Origin of the sequence: Spirilliplanes yamanashiensis, assembly GCF_016863475.1 — a bacterium.
GTDB lineage: Bacteria > Actinomycetota > Actinomycetes > Mycobacteriales > Micromonosporaceae > Spirilliplanes > Spirilliplanes yamanashiensis.
Genome location: NZ_BOOY01000016.1, coordinates 155,475 through 178,413 on the forward strand (window position 1 = coordinate 155,475; position 22,939 = coordinate 178,413).

At 76.9% G+C, this 22,939-nt stretch carries 24 protein-coding genes; 6 read left to right on the plus strand and 18 right to left on the minus strand.

The genetic code is table 11. The annotated features are described in order from the left end of the window. Positions 1-27: 27 nt before the first annotated feature. Positions 28-1,047 carry a LacI family DNA-binding transcriptional regulator gene (locus Sya03_RS11590; RefSeq protein ID WP_203938239.1) on the plus strand — a complete coding sequence of 340 codons (1,020 nt, stop codon included), beginning with the start codon at positions 28-30 and terminating at the stop codon, positions 1,045-1,047. On the opposite strand, the gene Sya03_RS11595 is transcribed toward Sya03_RS11590, so the two are convergent. The 3 genes from Sya03_RS11595 to Sya03_RS11605 all read right to left on the minus strand — a co-directional run bounded on the left by Sya03_RS11595 (position 1,037) and on the right by Sya03_RS11605 (position 3,573). Continuing rightward, on the minus strand, positions 1,037-2,080 hold the full coding sequence (locus tag Sya03_RS11595) for a hypothetical protein (RefSeq protein WP_239107364.1): 1,044 nt from the start codon (positions 2,078-2,080) through the stop codon (positions 1,037-1,039). The genes Sya03_RS11590 and Sya03_RS11595 overlap by 11 nt on opposite strands. 116 nt (positions 2,081-2,196) lie before the next feature. Further along, the gene (locus Sya03_RS11600) at positions 2,197-3,009 is read right to left on the minus strand and encodes a DUF427 domain-containing protein (protein WP_203938241.1); all 813 of its coding nucleotides are present in this window, start codon (positions 3,007-3,009) and stop codon (positions 2,197-2,199) included. A 69-nt stretch (positions 3,010-3,078) separates the two neighbouring features. Then, positions 3,079-3,573: a winged helix-turn-helix transcriptional regulator gene (locus tag Sya03_RS11605; protein WP_203938242.1), complete on the minus strand. Its 495-nt coding sequence runs from the start codon at positions 3,571-3,573 to the stop codon at positions 3,079-3,081. Positions 3,574-3,757: 184 nt separating this feature from the next. On the opposite strand from Sya03_RS11605, the gene Sya03_RS11610 reads away from it, so the two are divergent. From Sya03_RS11610 to Sya03_RS11620, 3 genes are all read left to right on the plus strand, one after another. Next, positions 3,758-4,468: a lytic polysaccharide monooxygenase gene (locus tag Sya03_RS11610; RefSeq protein ID WP_203938243.1), complete on the plus strand. Its 711-nt coding sequence runs from the start codon at positions 3,758-3,760 to the stop codon at positions 4,466-4,468. 67 nt (positions 4,469-4,535) lie between these two features. After that, positions 4,536-5,396, plus strand: a complete 861-nt coding sequence (gene modA / locus Sya03_RS11615) for a molybdate ABC transporter substrate-binding protein (RefSeq protein WP_203938244.1) — start codon at positions 4,536-4,538, stop codon at positions 5,394-5,396. Positions 5,397-5,582: 186 nt separating this feature from the next. Then, positions 5,583-6,629: a hypothetical protein gene (locus tag Sya03_RS11620; RefSeq protein ID WP_203938245.1), complete on the plus strand. Its 1,047-nt coding sequence runs from the start codon at positions 5,583-5,585 to the stop codon at positions 6,627-6,629. 43 nt (positions 6,630-6,672) lie between these two features. On the opposite strand, the gene Sya03_RS11625 is transcribed toward Sya03_RS11620, so the two are convergent. From Sya03_RS11625 to Sya03_RS11660, 8 genes are all read right to left on the minus strand, one after another. Further along, the gene (locus Sya03_RS11625; RefSeq protein ID WP_203938246.1) at positions 6,673-7,320 is read right to left on the minus strand and encodes a dihydrofolate reductase family protein; all 648 of its coding nucleotides are present in this window, start codon (positions 7,318-7,320) and stop codon (positions 6,673-6,675) included. 97 nt (positions 7,321-7,417) lie between these two features. Further along, the gene (locus Sya03_RS11630) at positions 7,418-8,437 is read right to left on the minus strand and encodes a sensor histidine kinase (protein ID WP_203938247.1); all 1,020 of its coding nucleotides are present in this window, start codon (positions 8,435-8,437) and stop codon (positions 7,418-7,420) included. Further along, positions 8,434-9,126, minus strand: coding sequence for a response regulator transcription factor (locus tag Sya03_RS11635; protein ID WP_203938248.1), 693 nt, complete (start codon positions 9,124-9,126; stop codon positions 8,434-8,436). The genes Sya03_RS11630 and Sya03_RS11635 overlap by 4 nt, the downstream gene beginning before the upstream one ends. Positions 9,127-9,135: 9 nt before the next feature. Beyond that, positions 9,136-9,531, minus strand: coding sequence for a hypothetical protein (locus tag Sya03_RS11640; RefSeq protein WP_203938249.1), 396 nt, complete (start codon positions 9,529-9,531; stop codon positions 9,136-9,138). Then, entirely contained in the window at positions 9,528-10,748 is a 1,221-nt protein-coding gene (locus Sya03_RS11645) for a molybdopterin-dependent oxidoreductase (protein ID WP_239107366.1), read from the minus strand. Before Sya03_RS11645 ends, Sya03_RS11640 begins: the two co-directional genes overlap by 4 nt. Beyond that, positions 10,721-11,386: a class I SAM-dependent methyltransferase gene (locus Sya03_RS11650; RefSeq protein WP_203938250.1), complete on the minus strand. Its 666-nt coding sequence runs from the start codon at positions 11,384-11,386 to the stop codon at positions 10,721-10,723. Before Sya03_RS11650 ends, Sya03_RS11645 begins: the two co-directional genes overlap by 28 nt. Next, complete coding sequence (locus tag Sya03_RS11655) at positions 11,383-12,048, minus strand: TIGR04282 family arsenosugar biosynthesis glycosyltransferase (protein ID WP_239107368.1); 666 nt, start codon at positions 12,046-12,048, stop codon at positions 11,383-11,385. The genes Sya03_RS11650 and Sya03_RS11655 overlap by 4 nt, the downstream gene beginning before the upstream one ends. Then, positions 12,045-12,704: a glycosyltransferase family 2 protein gene (locus Sya03_RS11660; protein ID WP_203938251.1), complete on the minus strand. Its 660-nt coding sequence runs from the start codon at positions 12,702-12,704 to the stop codon at positions 12,045-12,047. Before Sya03_RS11660 ends, Sya03_RS11655 begins: the two co-directional genes overlap by 4 nt. Positions 12,705-12,842: 138 nt before the next feature. Here Sya03_RS11660 and Sya03_RS11665 point away from each other — a divergent pair, with 138 nt between their 5' ends. Both Sya03_RS11665 and Sya03_RS11670 read left to right on the plus strand, forming a co-directional pair. Then, positions 12,843-13,889, plus strand: coding sequence for an NAD-dependent epimerase/dehydratase family protein (locus Sya03_RS11665; RefSeq protein WP_203938320.1), 1,047 nt, complete (start codon positions 12,843-12,845; stop codon positions 13,887-13,889). Then, complete coding sequence (locus Sya03_RS11670; RefSeq protein WP_239107370.1) at positions 13,886-15,211, plus strand: hypothetical protein; 1,326 nt, start codon at positions 13,886-13,888, stop codon at positions 15,209-15,211. The genes Sya03_RS11665 and Sya03_RS11670 overlap by 4 nt, the downstream gene beginning before the upstream one ends. Positions 15,212-15,218: 7 nt before the next feature. Here Sya03_RS11670 and Sya03_RS11675 read toward each other — a convergent pair whose 3' ends face one another. From Sya03_RS11675 to rhaI, 7 genes are read right to left on the minus strand one after another with little or no spacing between them, the layout of a single operon-like run. Next, on the minus strand, positions 15,219-15,512 hold the full coding sequence (locus Sya03_RS11675) for a hypothetical protein (protein ID WP_203938252.1): 294 nt from the start codon (positions 15,510-15,512) through the stop codon (positions 15,219-15,221). 42 nt (positions 15,513-15,554) lie between these two features. Further along, positions 15,555-16,160, minus strand: a complete 606-nt coding sequence (locus Sya03_RS11680; RefSeq protein WP_239107372.1) for a LutC/YkgG family protein — start codon at positions 16,158-16,160, stop codon at positions 15,555-15,557. Next, positions 16,157-17,566 carry a lactate utilization protein B gene (locus Sya03_RS11685; protein ID WP_203938322.1) on the minus strand — a complete coding sequence of 470 codons (1,410 nt, stop codon included), beginning with the start codon at positions 17,564-17,566 and terminating at the stop codon, positions 16,157-16,159. The genes Sya03_RS11680 and Sya03_RS11685 overlap by 4 nt, the downstream gene beginning before the upstream one ends. 17 nt (positions 17,567-17,583) lie before the next feature. Continuing rightward, positions 17,584-18,312 (minus strand): (Fe-S)-binding protein, encoded by a 729-nt coding sequence (locus Sya03_RS11690; RefSeq protein WP_203938253.1) that lies wholly within the window; start codon positions 18,310-18,312, stop codon positions 17,584-17,586. 1 nt (position 18,313) lies between these two features. After that, entirely contained in the window at positions 18,314-19,738 is a 1,425-nt protein-coding gene (locus Sya03_RS11695; RefSeq protein WP_239107374.1) for a rhamnulokinase, read from the minus strand. Further along, positions 19,735-21,765, minus strand: a complete 2,031-nt coding sequence (locus Sya03_RS11700) for a bifunctional aldolase/short-chain dehydrogenase (RefSeq protein WP_203938254.1) — start codon at positions 21,763-21,765, stop codon at positions 19,735-19,737. The genes Sya03_RS11695 and Sya03_RS11700 overlap by 4 nt, the downstream gene beginning before the upstream one ends. Before the next feature lie 20 nt (positions 21,766-21,785). Continuing rightward, a complete protein-coding gene (rhaI, locus tag Sya03_RS11705; protein WP_203938255.1) occupies positions 21,786-22,937 on the minus strand; it encodes an L-rhamnose isomerase in 1,152 nt (383 codons plus the stop codon). Positions 22,938-22,939 lie beyond the last annotated feature (2 nt).

Below are 22,939 nucleotides of genomic sequence, written 5' to 3' on the forward strand. Positions count from 1 at the left end.
GCCGTTCCGTGAGCTACGCTGTCGCTCGTGGCAACCCTGGCGGACGTCGCCCGGCGGGCCGGCGTCTCGACCGCCACCGTCTCGCGCATCATCAACAACAGCCCGAAGCCCGTGACCGAGGCGCTGCGGGAGCGGGTGCTGGCCGCCGTCGCCGAGCTGCAGTTCGTGCCGAACGCCAACGCCCAGCAGCTGGCCCGCGCGCACCGCAGCGCCGTCGGCGTGATCGTGCACGACGTCTCCGACCCGTACTTCGCGGAGATCACCCGCGGCCTGCAGCGGGTCGCCACCGACAACGGCCGGCTCGTCATCATCTGCAACAGCTACCGCGACCCCGAGCGCGAGCTGGCCTACGTGGACCTGCTGCACGCCCACCGCACCGCCGCCATCATCCTGGCCGGCTCCGGCTACCACGACGCGCCGATCACCGCCCGGCTCGACCGCAAGCTGCGGCTCTACCAGAGCACCGGCGGCCGGGTCGCCGTCATCGGCCGGCACGAGCACGCGGGCGACGCCATCGTGCCCGAGAACGAGCACGGCGGCTGGCTCGCCGGCGACGCCCTCTACCGGCTCGGCCACACCGCCGTCGGGGTGATCGCCGGGCCGCGCCACCTGACCACCACGACCGACCGGCTCGCCGGGCTGCGCCGCGCCGCCCGCGACCACGGCCACCGGCTCACCACCCGGCACATCGCGTACGCCGACTTCGACCGCGCCGGGGGCGCCGCGGCCGCCGCCGAGCTGCTCGGCCGGCTGCCCGGGCTGACCGCGCTGGCCGCCCTCAACGACTCCATGGCCGTCGGCGCGCTCGCCTGCCTGCGCGAGCGGGGCGTCGACGTGCCCGGGCAGGTCAGCGTCATCGGCTTCGACGACATGCCGATCAGCGTCGACGTCACCCCGCGGCTCAGCACCGTGCGGCTGCCGTTGGAGGAGATCGGCCAGCGCGCCATGTCACTGGCGCTGCGCGAGCCGGCCGACGGCCGCGACGGCCCGCTCGTCGAGCACGCCGCCGCGACCCTCGTCCTGCGCGACAGCACCGTCAGTCGGTGACCCGCGGCGCCGTGCGCGCCGCCGCCTTCAGCGCCGCCGCCGCGCCCGTGTACGGGTTGCGGGTGTACGAGCGCGACAGCGTGCCGGGCACCGCGAAGTACTCGGCCGCCAGCTTCGCCGGGTCGGTCGCGATCTCGCCGCGGCCCGGCAGGTCGTTGCCGTCGTCCCAGCCCCACGGGGCGTTCGCCGAGTTGGTGCCGCACGACCAGGTGCCCTGCCCGCAGCCGCCGGTGGTGTCGCCGGCGAACGTGCCCAGGTGCGCGAACAGGCTCGACGTGGCGCGCTGCGCCCACAGGCCGCCCGGGGCGAAGATGTCGACGAGCTGGTAGCGCACGTCGCGGTCGTTCGCGCCCGACGGCGTCTCGGCCACCGTCGACGGGTAGTAGACGACGCCGTCGCCGTTGATCCGGTACTGCGGGTGCGCCTTCAGGCCGTGGCCCTGCGCCTCCTGCGCGGTCACCGGGTGCTGGAACGCGTCGTGCGGCGACGACTGGAACGCCAGCGTGCCGTCGACGCTCTCCCGGCCGCTCGTCCAGCTGCTGCCCGCCGGGGTGTAGGAGAAGAAGTCGGAGTGCGCCACGGTGACCGCCCCGCGCAGCGTGCCGTACGGCGAGCCGTCGCGCTCCACGGCGAACAGCGCGCCCTCGCCGTCGTTCTCGTGCTCGGTCTCGCCGAACGGGTGGTCGGTCCAGTCGCGCGGGTGGAAGAACAGGTACGTCAGGTACCAGTGCGTCGGGGTCTCGACGACGGAGTAGTAGACGCGCGCGGCGAGGTCCGCGCCCGCCTGCCCGGTGCGGTCCCAGTTGTTGCGGCCGTTGAAGTCGCCGTCGAAGTCCACCGCCGTCAGGTAGTCGGACCGGCCGCCCAGCGCGTGCGTGCCGGTCGCGTCGACGTCCTGGTGGTGGATCGGCGCCCAGCGCAGCGCCAGCTCCGCGTGGCCGACGGCCGCGCGGGCCGGTGCGGCGGGCGCCACCACCGCCGCCGTCAGGCCGAGCACGGCCGCCGTCGTCGTCCTCAGTGCAGCTCTGATCACGTTTCGCCCCCTGCGCGGTGCCGGCATCGGTCGCCGGTCAGCCTGGGCGGCGCCGGCGGCCGACGGGTGTCCGGCAGGGATCGAGTGTATTGACCACAGTCGACGGATGGAACCGCTCAGACGCCGAACTCGGCCCGCAGCGCGCGCGTCACCGGCGTGTCCACCGGCCCCCGGCGCTCCCCGTCGACGGACACCTCCAGCAGGTCGTCGTAGAACGCGATCAGCCCGGCGATCGGCGGCGCGCCCGGCAGCGGGTCGGGGTAGCTCCAGGCCACGTCCGGCAGCTCCGGCGCCGAGAAGTAGCTCGCCTCGCCCTTGTACGGGCAGTAGGTGCGCAGCGCGCTCGGCGTCAGCTCGGCGGCGATCTCCGCGCGCGGCAGGTAGTAGCGCACCGGCAGGCTGGTCTCGAACACCAGCACCGCGCGGGTGGTGTCGGCGATCAGCCGCCCGTGGTGCTCCAGCCGCACGCGGCGCCCGGTGGCCCGCGCGTCGACCCGGTGGTAGGGGTCGCGCGGGTGGGCCCGGACCGGCTCGTCCTCCTCCAGCCAGTCGAAGGCGTCGAAGTCCAGCAGGACGTGCCCGGCCAGGTCGGGGTCGGCGGGCCGGAACGCCGCGCCGGGGCGGGTGGCGCCGCCGGCGGTGACGGTCAGCGCCTCGCCCGCGGTGGAGTGGACGGCGAACGGGATGCCGGGGTGCAGCAGCTCGGGGCCGTCCCCGGCGGACGCGGCGGCGGGGGTCAGCTCGGCGCGCAGGTCGGCGGCGGGGACGGCGAACACCGGGGTGATCCGGCGGGGCTCCCAGACCAGCAGGGCGCCGGTGGTGTCGGCGACGACGTGGCCGCCGAGCAGGGCCCGCACCCGCCGGCCGGCCGGTTCGTGCCGCAGCCGCGCCCGCAGGCCGGCCATGGCGTCGCTCATGCGTGTGCTCATCGGGTCATCGTGCACCGGCGGGGGCCGCCGGGCGGCCGTCGCGTCCGGCATCCGCCACTGGCGCGCGGGTCAGCCGCGGGCGACCTCCCGCTCGTAGGCGGCGGTCAGCTCGGCGAGGACCCCGGGCGTGCCGGGCGGGCGAGTGGCGCCGAGGTGCAGCTCGCGCAGCTCGTCGGCGAACCGCTCCCAGAGCGCCGGCCCGCCCTCCTCGAGCAGCCGGGCGCGCACGGACAGCTCCGGCGACGCCGGCAGGTGCCGCCGGCCCCACGCGCCGAGCGCGGCGAACACGGGCACCAGCTGGATGGCCGGTTCGGTGAGGCTGTAGACGACCTTCTGCTTGTGGCTGGGGTCGGGCGCCTTCGACACCATCCCGAGGCGCACGAGCCGGCTCAGGCGGTCGGCGAGGATGTTGCTGGCGATGCGCTCCTCCGAGCGGCTCAGCAGCTCGTTGAAGTGCCGCCGGTTGCCGAACATCATGTCGCGCAGCACGAGCAGCGACCACTTGTCGCCGAACACCTCGAGGGAGAGGTTGATCGGGCAGCCCGACCGGTGCGTCTCACCCACTCGCCATCACCTCCGCAGACCACTTGCAGAATACTACTGGTGGTCGGCGCGGCGCCGCGAATGTTAACGAGCATCGCTCGTAAAACGGGTCTTTTCGCCATGTGATCACGCAGGGCGACAAACTGTTGACAACGTTAACTGTATTGACGTTCTCTGATGGCATCCCCCGGCCCGAAGGAGCGTCATGACCCTCCGAAGAAGACTGGCGGTGCTCGCCACCGCCCTGCTCACCGCTCCGTTCATCGTCGCCGTGCTGCCGGCCTCCCCCGCCAGCGCCCACGGCTGGATCACCAACCCGCCGAGCCGCCAGGACCAGTGCGCCACCCGCTCCGTCGCCGACTGCGGCAGCATCCAGTACGAGCCGCAGAGCGTCGAGGCGCCGAAGGGCTCGCGCAGCTGCAGCGGCGGCACCGGCTTCACCGTGCTCGACAACAACAACCACGGCTGGCGGGTCGCGTCGATCGGCAGCTCGGCGTCGTTCACGTGGCGCAACACGGCCATGCACCGCACGCTCAACTGGCAGTACTACGTGGACGGCAACCTGCACCAGACGTTCAGCGGCAACGCCGCCCAGCCGCCGCAGACCGTGACGCACAACGTCACCGGGCTGCCCGGCGGCCGGCACACCGTCCTCGGCGTCTGGAACATCTACGACACCCCGATGGCGTTCTACGCCTGCGTCGACGTCAACGTCGGCGGTGGGGGCAGCCAGCCGCCGCCCCCGCCCCCGCCCCCGCCGGCCTGCGGGGCCGCGTGGAGCCCCTCGGCCGTCTACACCAACGGCATGACCGTCTCGCACCGCGGCCGCGCCTGGACCGCGCAGTGGTGGACGCAGGGCGAGGAGCCCGGCACCACCGGCGAGTGGGGCGTCTGGCGCGACAAGGGCGCCTGCTGACCAGCGACGGACACCGCCGTCCGGCCGGGGCGCTCCCCCCGGCCGGCCGGCGCCGAACGGAGGCCGCATGACGTTGAGGCCCCGGCCGGCCGCCGCGCTGCCGGCCGCCGTCCTGCTGCTGCTGGCCGGCTGCTCCGGCCCCGCCGCCGCCCCCGCGGCCCCACCGGCCCCGCCGCCCGCGGCACCGGCGGCCCCGTCGGCCGCGGGCCATCACCACCACGCCCCCGCCGCCTCCGCCGCCTCCGGCGCGCCCGGCGCGCCCGGCGGCGCGCTCGTCGTCCACGCCGCCGACCAGCTGCGCGCCACGCTGGCCGTGCTGCTCCCCCAGTTCGAGGAGGCCTACCCGGACACCGCCCTCGCCGTCGAGTACGGCGCCGGCGCCGAGCACGCCCGGCACATCCTCGACGGCGCCCCCGTCGACGTGTTCCTCTCCGCCGACGCGGCCGCCACCGCCCTGGTCACCGCCGGGCACGCCCGCGGCGAACCGGCCGTCGTCGCCCGCAACCCCATCGTCATCGCGGTGCCCCGCGACCCCGCCGGCCCCGTCGGCGGCGTCGCCGACCTGCCCGCCGTGCGGGTCGCGCTGTGCGCCGACACCACCCCGTGCGGCCGCACCGCCCGCTCCGCGCTCGCCGCCGCCCGGGTCGACGTGCGCCCGGCCGCCGTCGAGCCCGGCCCCGCCGAGGCCCTCGCCCGGGTGCGCACCGGCGCCGCCGACGCCGCGCTGGTGCACCGCACCGACATCGTGGCGGCCCGCGCCGACGTGCGCGCCGTCGACTTCGCCCAGGCCAACCGCATCGCCGACGAGTACACCGCCGTGCGCGTCCGCACCGGCGCGAACACCGCCGGCGCCGACGCCTTCGTGGCGTTCCTCGGCTCGTCGCTGGCCCGCCGCGTCCTCGCCGACGCCGGCCTGGCCCCCGCCTGACGGGACCGAGGACCCCCCGGCCCGGGCCGGGGGACCCTGCCCCGGGCCGCCGCCCCCGCGGCAGGCTGGTCGCGGGTCCCCAACCGGCGGGACCTTGGTCCCGGTGCGCTCACGGCGCCGCGGGACCGGACGACAGGCATCTCGACGGGCCCCACCGGGCGGCCCGCGGACGAGGGAGTGGGAACGATGAGGGTTCAGCTGGGGCGCGCCGCCGCCGTCGCCGGGGCGGCCGCGGCCGTGCTGGCCGTGCCGAGTCCGGCGGCCGCGCACGAGAAGTGGTTCGTCGAGAACCCGGGCAGCTACCCCACCGACTGGGCGTTCCTGCTGCGCCCCGTCACCCTCGGGCTGGTCCTGGCCGTCGTCGCCGTCTCCGTGCTGTGGCGGTGGGCCGCCCTGCGCTGGACGAACGGCCCCGAACTGCCCCAGCTGTCCCCGCTCGGCCGGCTCGCCCCGTACGTGCCGCGGCTGCTCGCCGTGCACCTGGGCGTGTCGCTGCTCGCCGCCGCCGTCTCCGGCCACTTCCTCACCCACGACCTGAGCGTGGACGGGCTGACCGGCGGCTCGGCGCTGCTGCTGCTCGAGGGCGCGCTCGGCATCTGGTTCATCACCGGGGTGCGGCTGCGCCCGGCCGCGATCGGCCTGGCCCTGGCCGGCCCGCTCGCGCTGCTGCTGACCGGCCCGGTCGGCCTGCTGTCGGCGCTCGACCTGCTCGGCGTCGCCGTGTTCCTCGCCTTCGTGCCGCCGTCGGACGCCGCGTTCGGCCGGGTGGAGCCGACCGCGGACGCGCTGCGCCGGGCGCTGCTCGGCCTGCGGCTCGGCGCGGGCGGCGCGCTCATCACCCTCGCGTTCGCCGAGAAGCTCGCCAACCCGGCCCTGGCCCGCGAGACGCTGCGCCTGTTCCCCCAGCTCGACGTGTTCGCCCTGGTCGGCATCCAGGTGCCCGCCGACACGTTCGTCGCCGTGGCCGGGGCCACCGAGCTGCTGTTCGGCCTGCTGGTGATCTCCGGCGCGCTGCCGCAGGTGGCGGTGCTGGTCGCCGGCATCCCGTTCAACGCCACCCTGCTGCTGTTCGGCGGCACCGAGCTGCTGGGTCACCTGCCGGTGTACGGCATCTTCCTGACCCTGATCGTGTACGGCTCGAACCGGGGCACCGCCCCGCTGGTCCGGTGGCTGCCGCGGCCGCGCCGGGCGACCGCCGGTCCCCGGACGGCCGAACCGGCCCTGACCGCCTGACGGCGGCGGGCCGGTCCCGCACGGCACACCCGGAGGCCATCGCTCAGGCGATGGCCTCCCGGCCGTCCACCACCGTGAACGCGCCCACCGCCGGGGCGTCGCCGGACCGTCGCAGGGTCAGCGAGACCACCCCGGCGCCGCCGGGCAGCACCGCCGACTCGGTGATCCGGTACGACGCGGGCGCGGCGCCGTCGAACAGCCGCTTGCCGGCACCCACCACCACCGGGAACTGGATCAGCCGGTAGACGTCGACCAGGCCGGCGTCGTGCAGCGACCGGGCCAGCCGCCAGCTGCCGTGCACCTGCAGCTCGCCCCCGGGCTGCTCCTTGAGCCGGCGCACCTGCTCGACTACGTCGCCGCGCAGCACGATGGTGTTGCCCCAGGCGGCGTCGGCGTCGGCGAGGGTGGTGCTGGCGACGTACTTGCGGCCGCCGTTCAGCGCGGTGGCGACCGGGTTGTCCGGGTCGGTGACCTGCGGCCAGTAGCCGCGCATCAGCTCGAACGTCGTGCGGCCCAGCAGGACGGCGTCCGCCCGGGCGAACCAGCCGTCGACCGGGTCGAGCTGGCCCTCCGAGCTGTGCGGGACGAGCCAGCCGCCCCGGTCGAAGCCGCCGCTGGTGTCCTCGTCAGGGCTGCCCGGGCCCTGCATGACGCCGTCCAGGCTGACGAAGGTGTTGACGCTGAGTTCCATGACCTGACTCCTCGGTGCCGCCGGTGCGTTTCTCGACGGGTCCCACCCTGCCCGGACGCGCTTACGGTCCGCTTCAGGTCCGCTTGCGGCAGCCGGCTCAGCCGGGCGCGGCCGGGAGCCGGACGACGAAGCGGCAGCCGCCGTGGGTGTTCTGGGCGTGCACCCGGCCGCCGTGCGCCTCGACCAGCCCGCGCACGATCGCCAGGCCCAGGCCGCCGCCGGGGGCGCCGGCGCGCTGCGGGGTGCGGGCCCGCTCGCCGCGGAAAGCGACGTCGAAGACGCGCGGCAGGTCGGCCTCGGGGATGCCGCCGCACGAGTCGGAGACGGCGAGCCAGGCGTCGTCGTGGTCCACCCCGGCGGCGATCTGCACGGTGCCGTCGGCCGGGGTGTAGCGCACGGCGTTGACCAGCAGGTTCGCCACCACCCGGGTCAGTTCCGGCTCGCTGCCGGCGACCACCGGCCAGCCCGACTCGGGGGCCAGGACGCGCACGCCGCGCCCGGCGGCGAGCGGGGCGGTCGTGGCGACGGCGGCGGACACCACGTCGCCGAGCGGGACGGTGGACACGGCGAGCCGCAGCGCGCCCGCGTTGATCCGGGACAGCTCGAACAGGTCGTCGACCAGCCGGCTCATCCGGTCGGTCTCGATGCGCATCCGGCGGTGGTAGTCGGCCACCGTCTGCGGGTCGCGGACGACGTCGTCCTCCAGCGCCTCGGCCATCGCGCGCAGCCCGGCCAGCGGGGTGCGCAGGTCGTGCGACACCCAGGCGACCAGGTCGCGGCGGCCCGCCTCGAGGCGGCGTTCGGTGGCCCGGCCCTCGGCCGCCCACATCGCCGCGGCGGCCAGCCGGCGGCCGAAGACGGCGCCGACGCCCAGGCTGACGACGGCGGCGGCGGCCACGGTCAGCAGCACCACCTGCAGGTCGTGCGGGGACAGGAACATGGCCCAGGCGACGGTGACGACGCCCGCGACGACGGCGACGACGGTCACCGCGAGCAGCACGCACACGTGCACGGCGACGGAGCGGCGGCGCAGCAGCCGCAGCGCGACCGCGCCCGCGCCGCCGACGGCCGCGCCCGCGGCCAGCGCGTACAGGGCGATCAGGAGCAGGTCGGTCACGGGCCGGCCGGTTCGTAGCGGTAGCCGACGCCCCACGCGGTGAGGATGCGCCGCGGCGCGGCCGGGTCGGCCTCGATCTTCTCCCGCAGCCGCCGCACGTGGACGGTGACCGTGGACTGGTCGCCGAACTGCCACCCCCACACCCGGTCCAGCAGGTCGGCCCGCGACCAGGCCCGGGCCGGGTGGCGCATCAGGAACACCAGCAGGTCGAACTCGCGGACGGTGAGCGCCAGCGGCGCCCCGCCCAACCGCACGACCCGCCGCCCCGTGTCGGCCACCAGGTCGCCGTCGGCGAGCACCACGGGCTCCGCCGCCGGGGCGGGCGCCGCCCGGCGCAGCACCGACCGGATCCGCAGCACCAGCTCGCGCGGCGAGAACGGCTTCGTCACGTAGTCGTCCGCGCCCACCTCCAGGCCGGCCACCCGGTCGGCCTCCTCGCCGAGCGCGGTCAGCATCACCACGGGCAGGTCCGGCAGGGTGCGGCGCAGCCGGCGGCACACGTCCAGGCCGTCGATGCCGGGCATCATCAGGTCGAGCACGACCAGGTCCGGCACCTGTTCCGCCACGGCGGCCAGCGCGTCCGGTCCGTCGAACGCCAGCCGCACCCGGCAGCCGTCCTGCTCCAGGTAGCGGCGGACGACGTCGCTGACGGTCGGGTCGTCGTCGACGACGAGCACGTGGTGGGGCACCCCCGCACGTTACCCACCGGCGGCGGCCGCGCGTCTTTCGAGATGCTTACGGATGGCGCGGACGGCGATCGCGGCCGCCGCGGCGGCCCACACCACGGCGAGGACGACCAGCAGGCGGGTCAGGGGCAGGCCGCCGGCGCCCAGCCGCAGCGGCACCGCGACGACGGTGACGACCGCGGAGCACAGCGCCGCCACCCGCACCGGGGTGCGGTGGTCCGGCGGCACCCACCGGGTGATGAGCGCCCCGGCGCCGATCGCGGCGGGCATCACCGCCGCGTCGTGCGCCACGAGCACGGCCACCAGGAACACCAGCACCCCGCCCGGCGACAGGTCCGGGTCCCCGGCGGCGCCCGCGATCGCGTACCCCGTCACCAGCACGCCGGCGACGATCAGCGCGCGCCTCACGACCCGCCCCGCACGGTGAGCCGGGCCAGCCACTTGGTCTGCAGCACGCCGGGGCGGTTCGGGGCGATGAGCCGGGCCGGGTACCCGTGGTCGGGGTGCAGCACCCCGCCGTTGACGCGCAGCGCGACCAGGGTGAGCGGGTCGCCGACGTGCTGCGGCGGCACCGTCGAGGCGCGGTAGCGGCCGCGCGCCTGCAGCGACTCCGCGTCGACCGTCGCGGTGGCGGGGTCCGCGCCCACGAGGGCGACGAGGTCGCGCAGGCGCACGCCGGTCCAGTCGGCGGTCGCGCTCCAGCCCTCCACGCAGGCGATCGGCAGCCGCACGGTGTGCTGCGGCAGGCCCGCCAGGTCGGCCAGGCCGAGCGTCACCGAGCCGCCGGGGCCCGCGACGACCAGCCGGTGGTCCGGGCCGGCCCGGACGCCGGCCTGCGCGGCGGTTCGGTTCACCGGCAGGCCCTGGGGCCCGTCGCGGGGCCGCCGCGGCGCCAGCACCGACAGGTCCTGCAGCGGCGCGACGGTCTGCCCGACCGTGGCGGCGGTGACCACCCCGGCGCCGATCCCGACGGCCGTGAACAGGCCGCGGCGGCTCAGCCCGCCCGGGCGGGTGCGGGGGCCGGGGTCGGCCCGGCGTGCCACCGGCAGCTTGACGCCGACGTGCACCAGCAGGGCGCCGACCGCCAGCCACGCCACCCAGTAGTGCCCGGCGGTGAAGAAGAACGGCATCGGCGCGTACCAGCGGGCGACGTTGAACACGCCGCTGACGACCTGGAACAGGGCGGCGGCCACCAGGGCGGCGACGGCGAGCCGCTCGGCGGCGTGGGCGATCGAGCGGGCGGGCGGCCACGCGTACAGGCGCGGCGTCACCGCCCACAGCTTCGCCCCGAGCAGCGGGATGGTGGCCAGCCCCGTCGCCACGTGCAGGCCCTGGGTGAACCGGTACAGCCCGGCGGGGCGCGACGGCCACCAGAACCAGGCCGGCGGGTGCTGGACGAGGTGGCTGATCAGCCCGGTCACGAAGCAGATCCCGAACGCCACGGCCAGGGCGGCGCCGAGCAGCCCGGCCAGCCGGGGCGAGCGCAGCGGCGACGGGAACGCGCCGGGGCGCAGCGGGCCGCGGCGCAGGGCATCCGGCGGGGCAGGCAGCGGCCGGTGCAGCAGGGCCCGCGCCCGGCGCCGGCGGCGCCACCGGGTCAGGCCGGGGTCAGCGTCGCGAACCACCGGTCCGCCTCCGTTCCGATGGTGAGCACCCGCAGCCCGGCTGCGGCGGCGAGGGCGGGCAGGTCGGGCACGGCGACGGCCGCCCACGGGAACGTCTCCTCCCGGTCCGTGCCGGCCGCGCGCAGGCCGGCCGTCCCCGACCAGGTGCGCTCCCCCGGCGCGGCGAGCTCGGCGTGCAGGCGCCCGTCCGGGGCCAGCAGGTCCCGGCAGCGGCGCAGCAGCCGGGCCGGGTCGCCGCCGATGCCGATGTTGCCGTCGGCGAGCAGCACGTGGCGCCACCGGCCGTGGCCGGGCAGCGGCGCGAAGACGTCGCGCAGCAGGGCGGCCGCGCCGCGCCGGCGGGCCAGCCGCACCGCGGCGGCGCTGACGTCGACGCCGAGCGCCGGCCGGCCCCGGCGGGTCAGGGCGGCGGTGAGCCGGCCGGGCCCGCACCCGACGTCCAGGGTGGGCCCGCCGCAGCCGGTCAGCAGCAGCCGGTCGCCGGGCAGCGCCGCCCGGCACCACGCGGCCGGGTCGAGGAGGTGCTCGCCGCCCCGGTCGTCGCGCAGCACCAGCGGCGCGGGGCGGCCGGCGGCGGCCCGGCGCAGCGCCGCCTCGTAGACGGCCAGCACGGGCCGGTCGAGCAGCGCCCCGCTCACCGCGCCACCCCGGCGGCCGTGGGGACGGCGGTGGGGACGACTGTGGCGGCGACGCGGGCCAGGGCCGCCGGGAAACGGCTGCCCGGCGCGCAGAGCGGCGCCACCGCGAGGGCGTCGGCGATCGTGTCGACGTCGCGCAGCCGGGGCAGCAGAGCGACCCGCAGGCCGAGGGCGCGCAGCGCCGCCAGGGTGCGGGCGCCGGTCCACGCGGTGGACGTCGGCACGGTGCGCAGGACGTCCGCGTGGGCGGTCTCGCGCAGCCCGAGCGCCCACCAGCCGCCGTCGTCCGCCGGGCCGAGCACCGCGTCGGCGTGCCCGAGGGCGGCCGCCGCGACGTCCAGCAGGGTCGCGGTCAGCTGCGGGGTGTCCATCCCGACCAGCACCACCGGACCTTCCGGCCCGCCGGTGTACGCGGCGGCGAGCCGCTCGCCGAGGCTGCCGGCGCACTGCGGCCGGACGGCCCACCCGGGCGGGGCGGGGTGGGATCCGTCGACGACCAGGGTGCGGGTGCGCGCCCCGCAGGCCGTCCCGGCGGCCAGCGTGTCGTCCAGCGCGGCGGCGGCCATGGCGGCGGCCTGCGCGGGGGTGCACGGCGGGCACAGCCGCGTCTTCACCCGCCCGGCGACGGGCGCCTTGGCGAGCACCAGCAGGTGGGCGCTCACCGGGCCAGCACCGCGCTCATGTCGCGGACCGCCCGCAGGGTCCCCCGCACCGTCCCGGTGACCTTCGACCGGGTCCCGGCGGCGCGCGGGTGGTAGGCGACGTCGACCTCCCGGACCCGCCACCCGGCCCGGCCCGCGGCCAGCAGCAGCTCCAGCGGGTAGCCGTACCGGCGGTCGCGCAGCCCGAGGGCGAGCAGGGCGTCGCGGCGGCACGCCCGGATCGGCCCGATGTCGTGCACCGGCAGGCCGGTGACCCGGCGCACCCGGGCCGCCAGCACGGCGTTGCCGGCGCGGGCGTGCACCGGCCAGGCGCCCCGCGCGGACGGCCGGCGGCGCCCCACCACCAGGTCGGCGGCGCCGGCGCGCACCGGACCGGCGAGCGCCGGCAGGTCGGCCGGGTCGAACGAGCCGTCGGCGTCCAGGACGCAGACGACGCCGTCGGCGGGGTCCGCGGCGAGGACTCCGGCGTGGACGGCCGCGCCGTAGCCGGGCTCGGGCACCTGCACCACGACGGCGCCCAGGGCCAGCGCCACGTCGGCGGAGCCGTCGGCGGAGCCGTTGTCGGCCACGATCACCCGGTAGCCGGCCGGCATCCGCGCCAGCAGCCCGGGCAGCGCCGGGGCCTCGTCCCGGCAGGGCAGCACCACATCGGTCATGGCTGGGAAAGCTAGCGGCGGCACCGGCCGGACAACCCTTACGAAACGATGATCGGATCGGCCGGTTCTTACCGGCCGGTGACGGCTGCGCCCGGACCGTTCCGCCGGGCGCCGGGCCGCCCTACGGTCGGCGCCGTGATGCATGTGCTCGTGACCGGCGGCGCCGGTTTCATCGGATCCCACGTGACCGTCGCGCTCGCCGCGGCGGGCCACCGGGTGACCGTGCTCGACGCGGGACACCCGGCCGCCCACCGCCGGCCGCTGCCCGGCACGGTCGCCGGCCAGCCCGTCGTGCGGGCCGACGTGCGCGACGCCGCCGCGGTCGGCCGGGCGCTGGCCGGCGTCGACGCGGTGGTGCACCAGGCGGCGCTCGTCGGGCCCGGCGTCGACCTGGACGACCTGCCCGAGTACGTCGGCTGCAACGACCTCGGCACGGCGGTGCTGCTCGCCGCGATGGCCCGGGCGGGCGTGCACCGGCTGGTGCTGGCCAGCTCCATGGTGGTCTACGGCGAGGGCGCCTACGCGTGCCCCGCGCACGGGCCGGTCGCCCCCGCCCCGCGCCCCGTCGCCGACCTGGCCGCCGGGCGCTTCGAGCCGGGCTGCCCCGCCTGCGGCGCCCCGCTGGCGCCGGGACTGGTCACCGAGGACGCCCGGCTCGACCCGCGCAGCGGCTACGCCGCCACGAAGGTGGCGCAGGAACACCTCACCGCCGTGTGGGCGCGCCGGACCGGCGGATCGGTCGCGGCGCTGCGCTACCACAACGTGTACGGCCCCGGCATGCCGCGGGACACCCCGTACAGCGGCGTGGCCGCGATCTTCCGGTCCGCCCTGGAGGCCGGGACCGCGCCGCGGGTCTTCGAGGACGGCGGGCAGCGCCGCGACTTCGTGCACGTGCGCGACGTCGCGGCCGCGAACGTGGCGGCGCTGGCGTCGACCGCGCGCTCGGCCGGGTGGCGGGCGTACAACGTCGCGTCCGGTGTGGCCACCACCGTCGGCGGGATGGCGGCGGCGCTGGCCCGCGCCATGGACGGCCCGGAGCCGGTGGTGACCGGCGAGTTCCGGCTCGGCGACGTGCGGCACGTGCTGGCGTCCCCGGCCCGCGCCGAGGCCGAGCTGGGCTTCCGGGCCGCGGTGGGCCTGGACGGCGGGATGGCCGAGTTCGCCCGGGCCGCGCTGCGCGCATGAGGACCGCGCCGGCCCGCACGCCGGCCCGCACGGCCGGCCGCCGGGCGGACGTGTGGACGGGGGCGGCCGCGCTCGCCCTGTTCGCCGCCGCGGCCGTCGCCGGCGGCCTGCTGTACCTGGCGGGCCGGCCGGTGCACGCCGGCGCGGCGCCGCTGTTCGCGCACTGGTCGCCGCACCTGGGGCCGGGCACCCCGCTCGCGCTCGGGGTGGCGGCGCTGGTGGTGTGGCGCGGCCCCGAGGTGGCGGCGGCCCTGGCGTGGCGGCGGCTGCTGGCCGCGGCGTACGCGGCGGCGGCCGCCTGGATCCTCGCCCTCGCACTGGTCGACGGCTGGGCCCGCGGGGTGGCGGGCCGGCTGACCACCCGGCACGAGTACCTGCACGAGGTGCCCGGGGTGACCGGCGTGCCGGCGCTGCTGCGCGCGTTCGGCGGCCGCATCCTCGACGGGTCCCCGGACTCGTGGACGACCCACGTCGCCGGGCACCCGCCCGGCGCCCTGCTCGTCTTCGTCGGCCTCGACCGGGCCGGGCTCGGCGGGGGCGGCTGGGCGGCGGTCGCGTGCGTGGCCGTCGGGGCCGTCACCGCGGTGGCCGTCCCGCAGACGGCGCGGCTGCTCGGCGGCGACGCCGCGGGGCGCGCGGCCGTGCCGTTCGCCGTCCTGTTCCCCGGCGCGGTCTGGGTGGGCGTCTCCGCGGACGGGCTGTTCGCCGGCGTCACCGCGGCGGGCGTCGCCCTGGTGACGGCCGGCCTGGTCCGGCGCGCCCACGGGCCCGCCCTGCTCGGCGGGGTGCTGCTCGGCGCGGGCGTGTTCCTCAGCTACGGCCTGGTCCTGATGGCGCCGATCGTGCTGGCGGCGGCCCTGGCGGCGCGGCGGTGGCGGCAGCTGGTGACCGCCGCGCTCGGCGCCGCGGCGGTGGCGGCGGCGTTCGCGGCCGCCGGGTTCTGGTGGCTCGACGGCTACCACCTGGTCGTGCAGCGCTACTACCAGGGCATCGCCGCCGACCGCCCGTACGGCTACTGGGTGTGGGCGAACCTGGCGGCGCTGGCGGTCGCGGCCGGTCCCGCCGCGTTCGCCGTCCTGCGGCGGGCCGCCGTGGGCGGCCCGGCCGCGTACCGGCTGCTCCCGCTCGGCGCCGCGGCCGCCGTGCTGGCCGCGGACCTCAGCGGGCTGAGCAAGGCGGAGGTGGAACGCATCTGGCTGCCGTTCGCGGTGTGGGCGGCGGCCGGCGCGGCCCTGCTGCCCGCCGCCGACCGGCGCGGCTGGCTGGCCGTGCAGGCGGCGGTCGCGCTGCTGGTCAACCACCTGCTGCTGACCACCTGGTGAGGCGGCGCTAGGGCTCCTCGCCGCGCAGGCGGGCGGCGTGCTGCCGCGCCACCTCCTCGTCGGCCCCGGCCGCGCGGAGCAGCTCGACCACCGGCCACAGCGCGGCCGCGTCGGCCTGCGCGCCGGTGGCGATGCGGTGCACGTAGTCACCGAGGACGACGCCGAGCACGACCGGGTCGCCCGGGCCGCCACCCAGCCCGGCCAGGGCCTCGTCGCGGGCGTCCTGCGACGCGGTCTCCAGGCCGGCCGCCAGGCGCCGCACCTCCGCGAGCCGGTGTTCGTCGAGCCGGGGGTCGCTCATGCGGTCAGCCTAGGGCCTCCCGCCGCGCGCGGCCGCGCGGAATCACGCCGGCGGCCCGGCCGGCAGGACGACGTGCAGGTGGCGGGGGCCGTGGACGCCCTCGACGCGGTTGAGTTCGATGTCGCTGGTGGCCGACGGGCCGCTGATCCAGGTGAGCGGGCGGCGCGGGTCGAGCCGGGTGAGGGCGTCCGGGACGCCCGCCACCACCTGGTCGGGACGCAGCACGCAGATGTGCAGGTCCGGCAGGAGGCTGAGGATGCGCCGGCCCTGGTCCGGGGAGCCGTCGAGGACGATCGTGCCGGTCTCGGCGACGGCGACCGCGGCGGCGGTGACGACGGCGTCGACGGTGGCGAGGCGGTCGGCGGTCAGGCCGTCGTCGGGCAGGGCGGTGATGCCGGCCGGGAGCCAGCCGGCGGGCAGGCCGGGCGGGACGGCGACGGTGGCGCCGGGCGGCAGGATCGTGGCGACGGTGGCGGCGACGGCGTCCGGGGCGCAGCGGTGCACCTCGGCGCGGTAGTCGGTGAGCCGGTCGACGAACAGGTCGGGGTCGGCCGGGGCGCCGGCGCCGCGGTAGGCGCGCGGGACTCCGCCGGCCGGGGTGGCGCCGGCGGCGCGGATCCGGGCGAGGATGAGGTCGCGGGAGCTCACCGGGCGGCCCACCAGTCGCGGAACGTCTGCGGCGGCGGTTCGGGCAGGTCGCGCCCGGCGGTCCAGCCGGACAGCGGCGGGGGCAGGCCGCGGCCGCGGGGGCCGGCGAGGCGGCTGAGCCGGGCGGCGCGCTGGGCGGCGGCGTACAGGCGGGGGTGGTCCATGGTGTACGCGGCGGCGGCCATGGCGGCGGACTCGGCGCGCGGGTGCGGGGCGGCGTCGCGCAGGTGCACCAGCATCGACGGGATGTCGATCTTCACCGGGCAGGCGTCGAAGCAGGCCCCGCACAGCGACGACGCGTACGGCAGGGAGGCGTTGTCGGCGACGCCGGTGAGCTGCGGCGACAGCACCGCCCCGATGGGGCCGGGGTAGACGCTGCCGTAGGCGTGCCCGCCGGTGCGCTCGTAGACGGGGCACACGTTGAGGCAGGCGGAGCAGCGGATGCAGTGCAGCGCCGCGCGGCCCGCCTCGTCGGCGAGCACCGCGGTGCGGCCGTTGTCGAGCAGCACGAGGTGGAACGCCTGCGGCCCGTCGCCGGGGGTGACGCCGGTCCACATCGACGTGTACGGGTTCATCCGCTCGCCGGTGGACGCGCGCGGCAGCAGCTGCAGGAACACCTCCAGGTCCTGCCAGGTCGGCACGACCTTCTCGATGCCCATGACGGTGATGAGGGTCTCGGGCAGGGTGAGGCACATGCGCCCGTTGCCCTCGGACTCGACGACGGCGAGGGTGCCGGTGTCGGCGACGGCGAAGTTGGCGCCGCTGACGGCGACGGGCGTGGTGAGGAACGTGTGCCGCAGGTAGCGGCGGGCGGCGCCGGCGAGCGCGGCCGGGTCGTCGGTGAGGTCGAGGTCGACGCCGGGCATGGCGCGGAGGAAGATCTCGCGGATCTCGGCGCGGTTGCGGTGGATGGCGGGCACGAGGATGTGGCTGGGCCGGTCGTGGCCGAGCTGGACGATCAGCTCGGCCAGGTCGGTCTCGACGGGTTCGATGCCGGCGGCCTCCAGCGCCTCGTTGAGGCCGATCTCCTGGGTGGCCATCGACTTGACCTTGATGACGCGGTCGTGGCCGGTGGCCCGGACCAGGCCGGTGACGATGCGGTTGGCCTCGGCGGCGTCGGCGGCCCAGTGCACCACGCCGCCGGCGGCGGTGACGGCCGCCTCCAGCCGCTCCAGCAGCTCGGGCAGGCGGGCCATGACGTCGGCCTTGATGGCGGAGCCGGCGTCGCGCAGCTGCTGCCAGTCGGGCAGCTCGGCGATGACCGCGCCGGACTTGGCGCGGATGGTGGTGGTGGCGTGGCCGAGGTTGCGGCGCAGCTGCGGGTCGGCCAGGGCGCGGCGGGCGGCGGCGGGGAACGGCTCGTCGCCGCGCAGGTGCCCCACCCCGGGCGGCGCGGTCGCGGGCATGCCGAGGAAGGTGCGGCTCACGGGGTCGCCGCCAGGATCTCGGCCAGGTGGACGGTGCGCACGCCGGTGCGCAGCCGGGACAGCCCGCCGCCGATGTGCATGAGGCAGGACGAGTCGCCGGCGGTGCAGACGTCGGCGCCGGTGTCCACGACGTGGCGCATCTTGTCGGCGAGCATCGCGGTGGACACGTCGGCGTTCTTGACGGCGAACGTGCCGCCGAACCCGCAGCACTCGTCGGCCCGCGGCAGCTCGACGAGGTCGAGGGCCCGCACGTGGCGCAGCAGCCGCAGCGGCTTGTCGCCGACGCGCAGCATCCGCAGCGAGTGGCAGGTCGGGTGGTACGTGACCCGGTGCGGGTAGTAGGCGCCCACGTCCTCGACGCCGAGCACGTCGACCAGCAGCTCGCTCAGCTCGTAGGTGCGCTCCGCGACGGCGGCGGCGCGGGCGGCGAGCCGCTCGTCGCCGAACCGGCGGGCCAGGGCGGCGTGCTGGTGGCGTACCGAGCCGACGCACGAGCCGGACGGCGCCACCACCACGTCGTACGGGGCGAACGCGCCGACGTGCCGGCGCACCAGCGGCAGCGCGTCACGCTGGTAGCCGGTGTTGACGTGCATCTGCCCGCAGCAGGTCTGGTCCGGCGGGAACACCACCTCGTGGCCGAGGCGCTCCAGCAGCCGGACGGTCGCCTTGGCCGCCTCCGGGAACATGGTGTCGGCCAGGCACGTCACGAACAGCGCGATGCGCATGTCACCTCCCCAGCCGGGCGGCGGCGGCGCGCCACGGGCCGTCGTCGCCGCACGGGTCGTACCGGACGATCTGTTGAGTCTGCAGCAGCAGGCCGCGCAGCGCAGCGAGATCGCCGGGGGCCACGCCGGCGGCGCGCGCCTGGACCAGCACGTTGCCGAGCGCGGTGGCCTCGACCGGGCCGGCCAGCACGGGCAGGCCGCAGGCGTCGGCGGTGAGCCGGCAGAGCAGCTCGTTGCGGGCGCCGCCGCCGACGACGTGCACCGCGTCGGCGTGCCGGCCGGACAGCTCCTGCACCTGCCGCACCGCGCGGCGGTGGGCCAGCGCCAGACTGTCCACGATGCACCGCACCACGGCGGCGGGCGTCGCGGGCGGCGGCTGGCCGGTGCGGCGGCAGGCGTCGGCGATGCGGGCGGGCATGTCGCCGGGGGCGAGGAAGACGGGGTCGTCGAGGTCGACGACGGCGGCGAAGGCGGGCTCGCGGGCGGCGGCGGCCAGCAGCGCGGGCAGGTCGGCGTCGCCCCACAGCCGCAGCGACTCCTGCAGCGGCCACAGCCCCATGACGTTGCGCAGGTAGCGCACGGTGCCGTCGACGCCGGCCTCGTTGGTGAAGTTCGCCAGCCGGCTGTCCTCGGTGAGCACCGGGTCGGCCAGCTCCGTCCCGACCAGCGACCACGTGCCGCAGGAGATGTAGGCGAAGTGCTCGCCGGTGGCGGGCACCCCGGCGACGGCGGACGCGGTGTCGTGCGAGCCGACGGCGACGACGTCGGGGCGGCCGGCCAGCCCGGCCTCCGGCAGCACGGGGCCGATCGCCTCGCCGGGCACGCGCAGCGGCGGGAACAGGTGCGCGGGGATGCCCGCGTCGGCCATCAGGTCCGTCGCCCAGGCGCGGCGGCGCAGGTCGTACAGCTGGGTGGTGGACGCGTTGGTGACCTCGGCGCCCACCTCGCCCGTGAGCCAGTACGCGATGAGGTCGGGGATCATCAGCAGCCGCTCGGCGGCTGCCAGCTGCGGGGTGCCGGCGGCGGCGGCGAGCTGGTACAGGGTGTTGAACGGCAGCTGCTGCAACCCGGTGGTGGCGTACAGGCGCTGCTCGCCGAGCCGCCCGGCGACCCGGGCGGCCACGCCGTCGGTGCGGCCGTCGCGGTAGTGCACCGGGTTGCCGAGCAGCGCGCCGATGGCGTCGAGCAGGCCGTAGTCGACGGCCCACGAGTCGACGCCGACGCTGCGCACCTCGCCCGCGGCGCGCAGCCCGGCCAGCACGCCGCGGTACAGCCGCAGCACGTCCCAGTGCAGGGTGCCGGCCACTCGCACCGGCTCGTTGCCGAACCGGTGCGCGGTGGACAGCTCCAGCCGGCCGGGGCCGACCCGGCCGACCATGACCCGGCCGCTGGACGCCCCGAGGTCGACCGCGGCGAACGCGGTCACCGCAGGAAGCCGCCGGCCACGCCGGCGTCGACGGGGATGTGCAGGCCGGTGGTCAGCGGCAGGTCGCCGCCGGTCAGCGCGAAGACGGCGGCCGCGATGTGCTCCGGCAGCACCTCCTTCTTCAGCAGGGTGCGCTGCGCGTAGAACTCGCCCAGCTTCTCCTCCTCGACGCCGTAGACGGCGGCGCGCTGGGCGCCCCAGCCGCCGGCGAAGATGCCGGAGCCGCGCACGACCGCGTCGGGGTTGACGCCGTTGACCCGGATGCCGTGCTCGCCCAGCTCGGCGGCGAGCAGCCGCACCTGGTGCGCCTGGTCGGCCTTGGCGGCGCCGTACGCCACGTTGTTCGGGCCGACGAAGACGGCGTTCTTGCTGACGATGTAGACGATGTCGCCGCCCAGGCCCTGCTCGCGCATGAGCCGGGCGCCCTCGCGGGTGACCAGGAACGAGCCGCGCGCCATGACGTCGTGCTGCAGGTCCCAGTCGCGCGCGGTGGTGTCCAGCAGCGGCTTGGAGATGGACAGCCCGGCGTTGTTGACCACCAGGTCGACGCCGCCGAACGCGAGCGCCGCCGCCCGGTACGCGGCCGCGACGGCGTCCTCGTCGGTGACGTCGAGCGGCACGCTGACCGCCACGTCGGTGCCGCCGATGCCCTCGGCGACGCCCGCCGCCGACGCGCCGTCGCGGTCGGTGACGACGACGCAGGCGCCCTCGGCGGCGAGCCGCTCGGCGATGGCCTTGCCGATGCCCGACCCGGCGCCGGTGACCAGGGCGACCCGGGTGGCGAGCGGCTTCGGCGCGGGCATGCGCCGCAGCTTGGCCTCCTCCAGCGCCCAGTACTCGATCCGGAACTTCTCCTCCTCCGCGATGGGCGCGTAGCGGGAGACGGCCTCGGCGCCGCGCATCACGTTGATCGCGTTGACGTAGAACTCGCCGGCGACCCGGGCGGTCTGCTTGTTCGCGCCGAAGCTGAACATGCCGACGCCGGGCACCAGCACGATCGCCGGGTCGGCGCCGCGCATCGGCGGGGTGTCCGCGTCCGCGTGCCGGTCGTAGTAGGCGGCGTAGTCGGCGCGGTAGGCGGCGTGCAGCTCGCGCAGCCGCGCCACGGCCTCGTCCAGCGGCGCCGACGGCGGCAGGTCCAGCACCAGCGGCCGGACCTTGGTGCGCAGGAAGTGGTCCGGGCAGGAGGTGCCGAGCGCGGCCAGCGGCGCCAGCTTCTCGCGGGCCAGGAAGTCGAGCACGGCGTCGCCGTCGGTGAAGTGGCCGACCTGCGGCCGGTCGGTGGAGGCCAGCCCGCGGATCACCGGGGCGAGGGCGGCGGCCCGGTCCCGACGCTGCGGCTCGGGCAGGGCCTCGAACCCGGGCACGACGGCGCCGAACGGCTCGGCGGCGCCGCGGGCGTCGATGTACTCCTGCGCCGCCCGGATCATCTCCAGCGAGTTGGCCTCGCACTCGGCGCTGGTGTCGCCCCACGCGGTGATGCCGTGCCCGCCGAGGACGACGCCGATGGCCCGCGGGTGGGCCCGCTTCACCGCGGCGATGTCGAGGCCGAGCTGGAAGCCGGGGCGCCGCCACGGCACCCAGACCACCCGGTCGCCGAAGATCTCCTTGGTGAGCGCCTCGCCGTCGGCGGCGGTGGCGATCGCGATGCCCGCGTCGGGGTGCAGGTGGTCGACGTGCGGGGCGTCCACCAGGCCGTGCATGGCCGTGTCGATGGACGGCGCCGCGCCGCCGCGGCCGAACAGGCAGTGGTCGAACGCGGCGACCATCTCGTCCTCGCGCTCCACCCCCGGGTAGACGTCGGTCAGCGCGCGCAGCCGGTCCAGCCGCAGCACCGCCAGGCCCGCCTCGGTGAGGGTGCCCAGGTCGCCGCCGGAGCCCTTCACCCACAGCAGCTCGGTGGGGCGCCCGGTGACCGGGTCGGTGGCCGTGCCCTTGGCGGAGGTGTTGCCCCCGGCGTAGTTGGTGTTGCGCGGGTCGGCGCCCAGCCGGTTCGAGCGGGCGACGAGGTCCGAGATCTCACTCATGAACAACGGTCTCCTGGTGGTCAGGCGCCCCAGCCGGCCTGGGTCCCGCCGACGCGGGACGAGGCGACGGCGGCGGCGTAGCCGGAGGCGGCGAAGGCGGCGATCGGGTCGCGGGGCAGGCCGCGCGCCTCGCGGCGGTCGGCGAGGGTGGCGCGGACGTCCGTCTCGTAGGCGTCCATCAGCACGGCGTGCGCCCCGAGCACGTCGCCGGAGGACTGGGCGGCGCGCAGCGCCTCGGCGTCGACGAGCAGCGCCTTGGCGAGGGCCTGCTCGACGTTGAGCACCGACCGGATCTGGCCCGGGATCTTGTCCTCGATGTTGTGGCACTGGTCGAGCATGAAGTTGACGCCCGACGCGGGCCGGTGCGCGCCGACCGCGACGATCTCGGTCATGATCCGGAACAGCTGGAACGGGTCGGCGGAGCCCACGATCAGGTCGTCGTCGGCGTAGAAGCGCGAGTTGAAGTCGAACGCGCCCAGCCGGTTCTGCCGCAGCAGCTGCATGACGATGAACTCGATGTTGGTGCCGGGCGCGTGGTGGCCGGTGTCCAGCACCACCTGCGCCCGCTCCCCCAGGGCCAGGCAGTGCAGCAGCGAGGTGCCCCAGTCGGGGATGTCCATGCTGTAGAAGTACGGCTCGAAGAACTTGTACTCCAGCAGCAGGCGCTGGTCGTCGTCCATGGCGGCGTACACCCGCTGCAGCGACTCGGCGAGCCGGTCCTGCCGGGCGCGCAGCGAGTCCTGGCCGGCGTAGTTGGTGCCGTCCGGCAGCCAGATCTTCAGGTCCTTCGAGCCGGTGGCCCGCATGACGTCGATGCAGGCGAGGTGGTGCTCGACGGCCTTGTCGCGCACGCCGGCGTGCGGGTGGGCCAGCGAGCCGAGCCGGTAGTCGTCGTCCTGGAACAGGTTGGCGTTGACGGCGCCGATGCCGACGCCCTGCTCCTTGGCGTACGCGGCGAGCCGGCCGAAGTCGTCGACCATGTCCCACGGGATGTGCAGCGACACCCGCGGCGCGAGGCCGGTGTGCCGGTGCACCTGGGCGGCGTCGGCGATCTTCTCGAACGGGTCCCGCGGCACGCCGGGGGTGGTGAACACCTTGAACCGGGTGCCCGAGTTGCCGTAGGCCCAGCTGGGCACCTCGACGGTGAAGGCGTCGAGATCATCGAGGGACATCT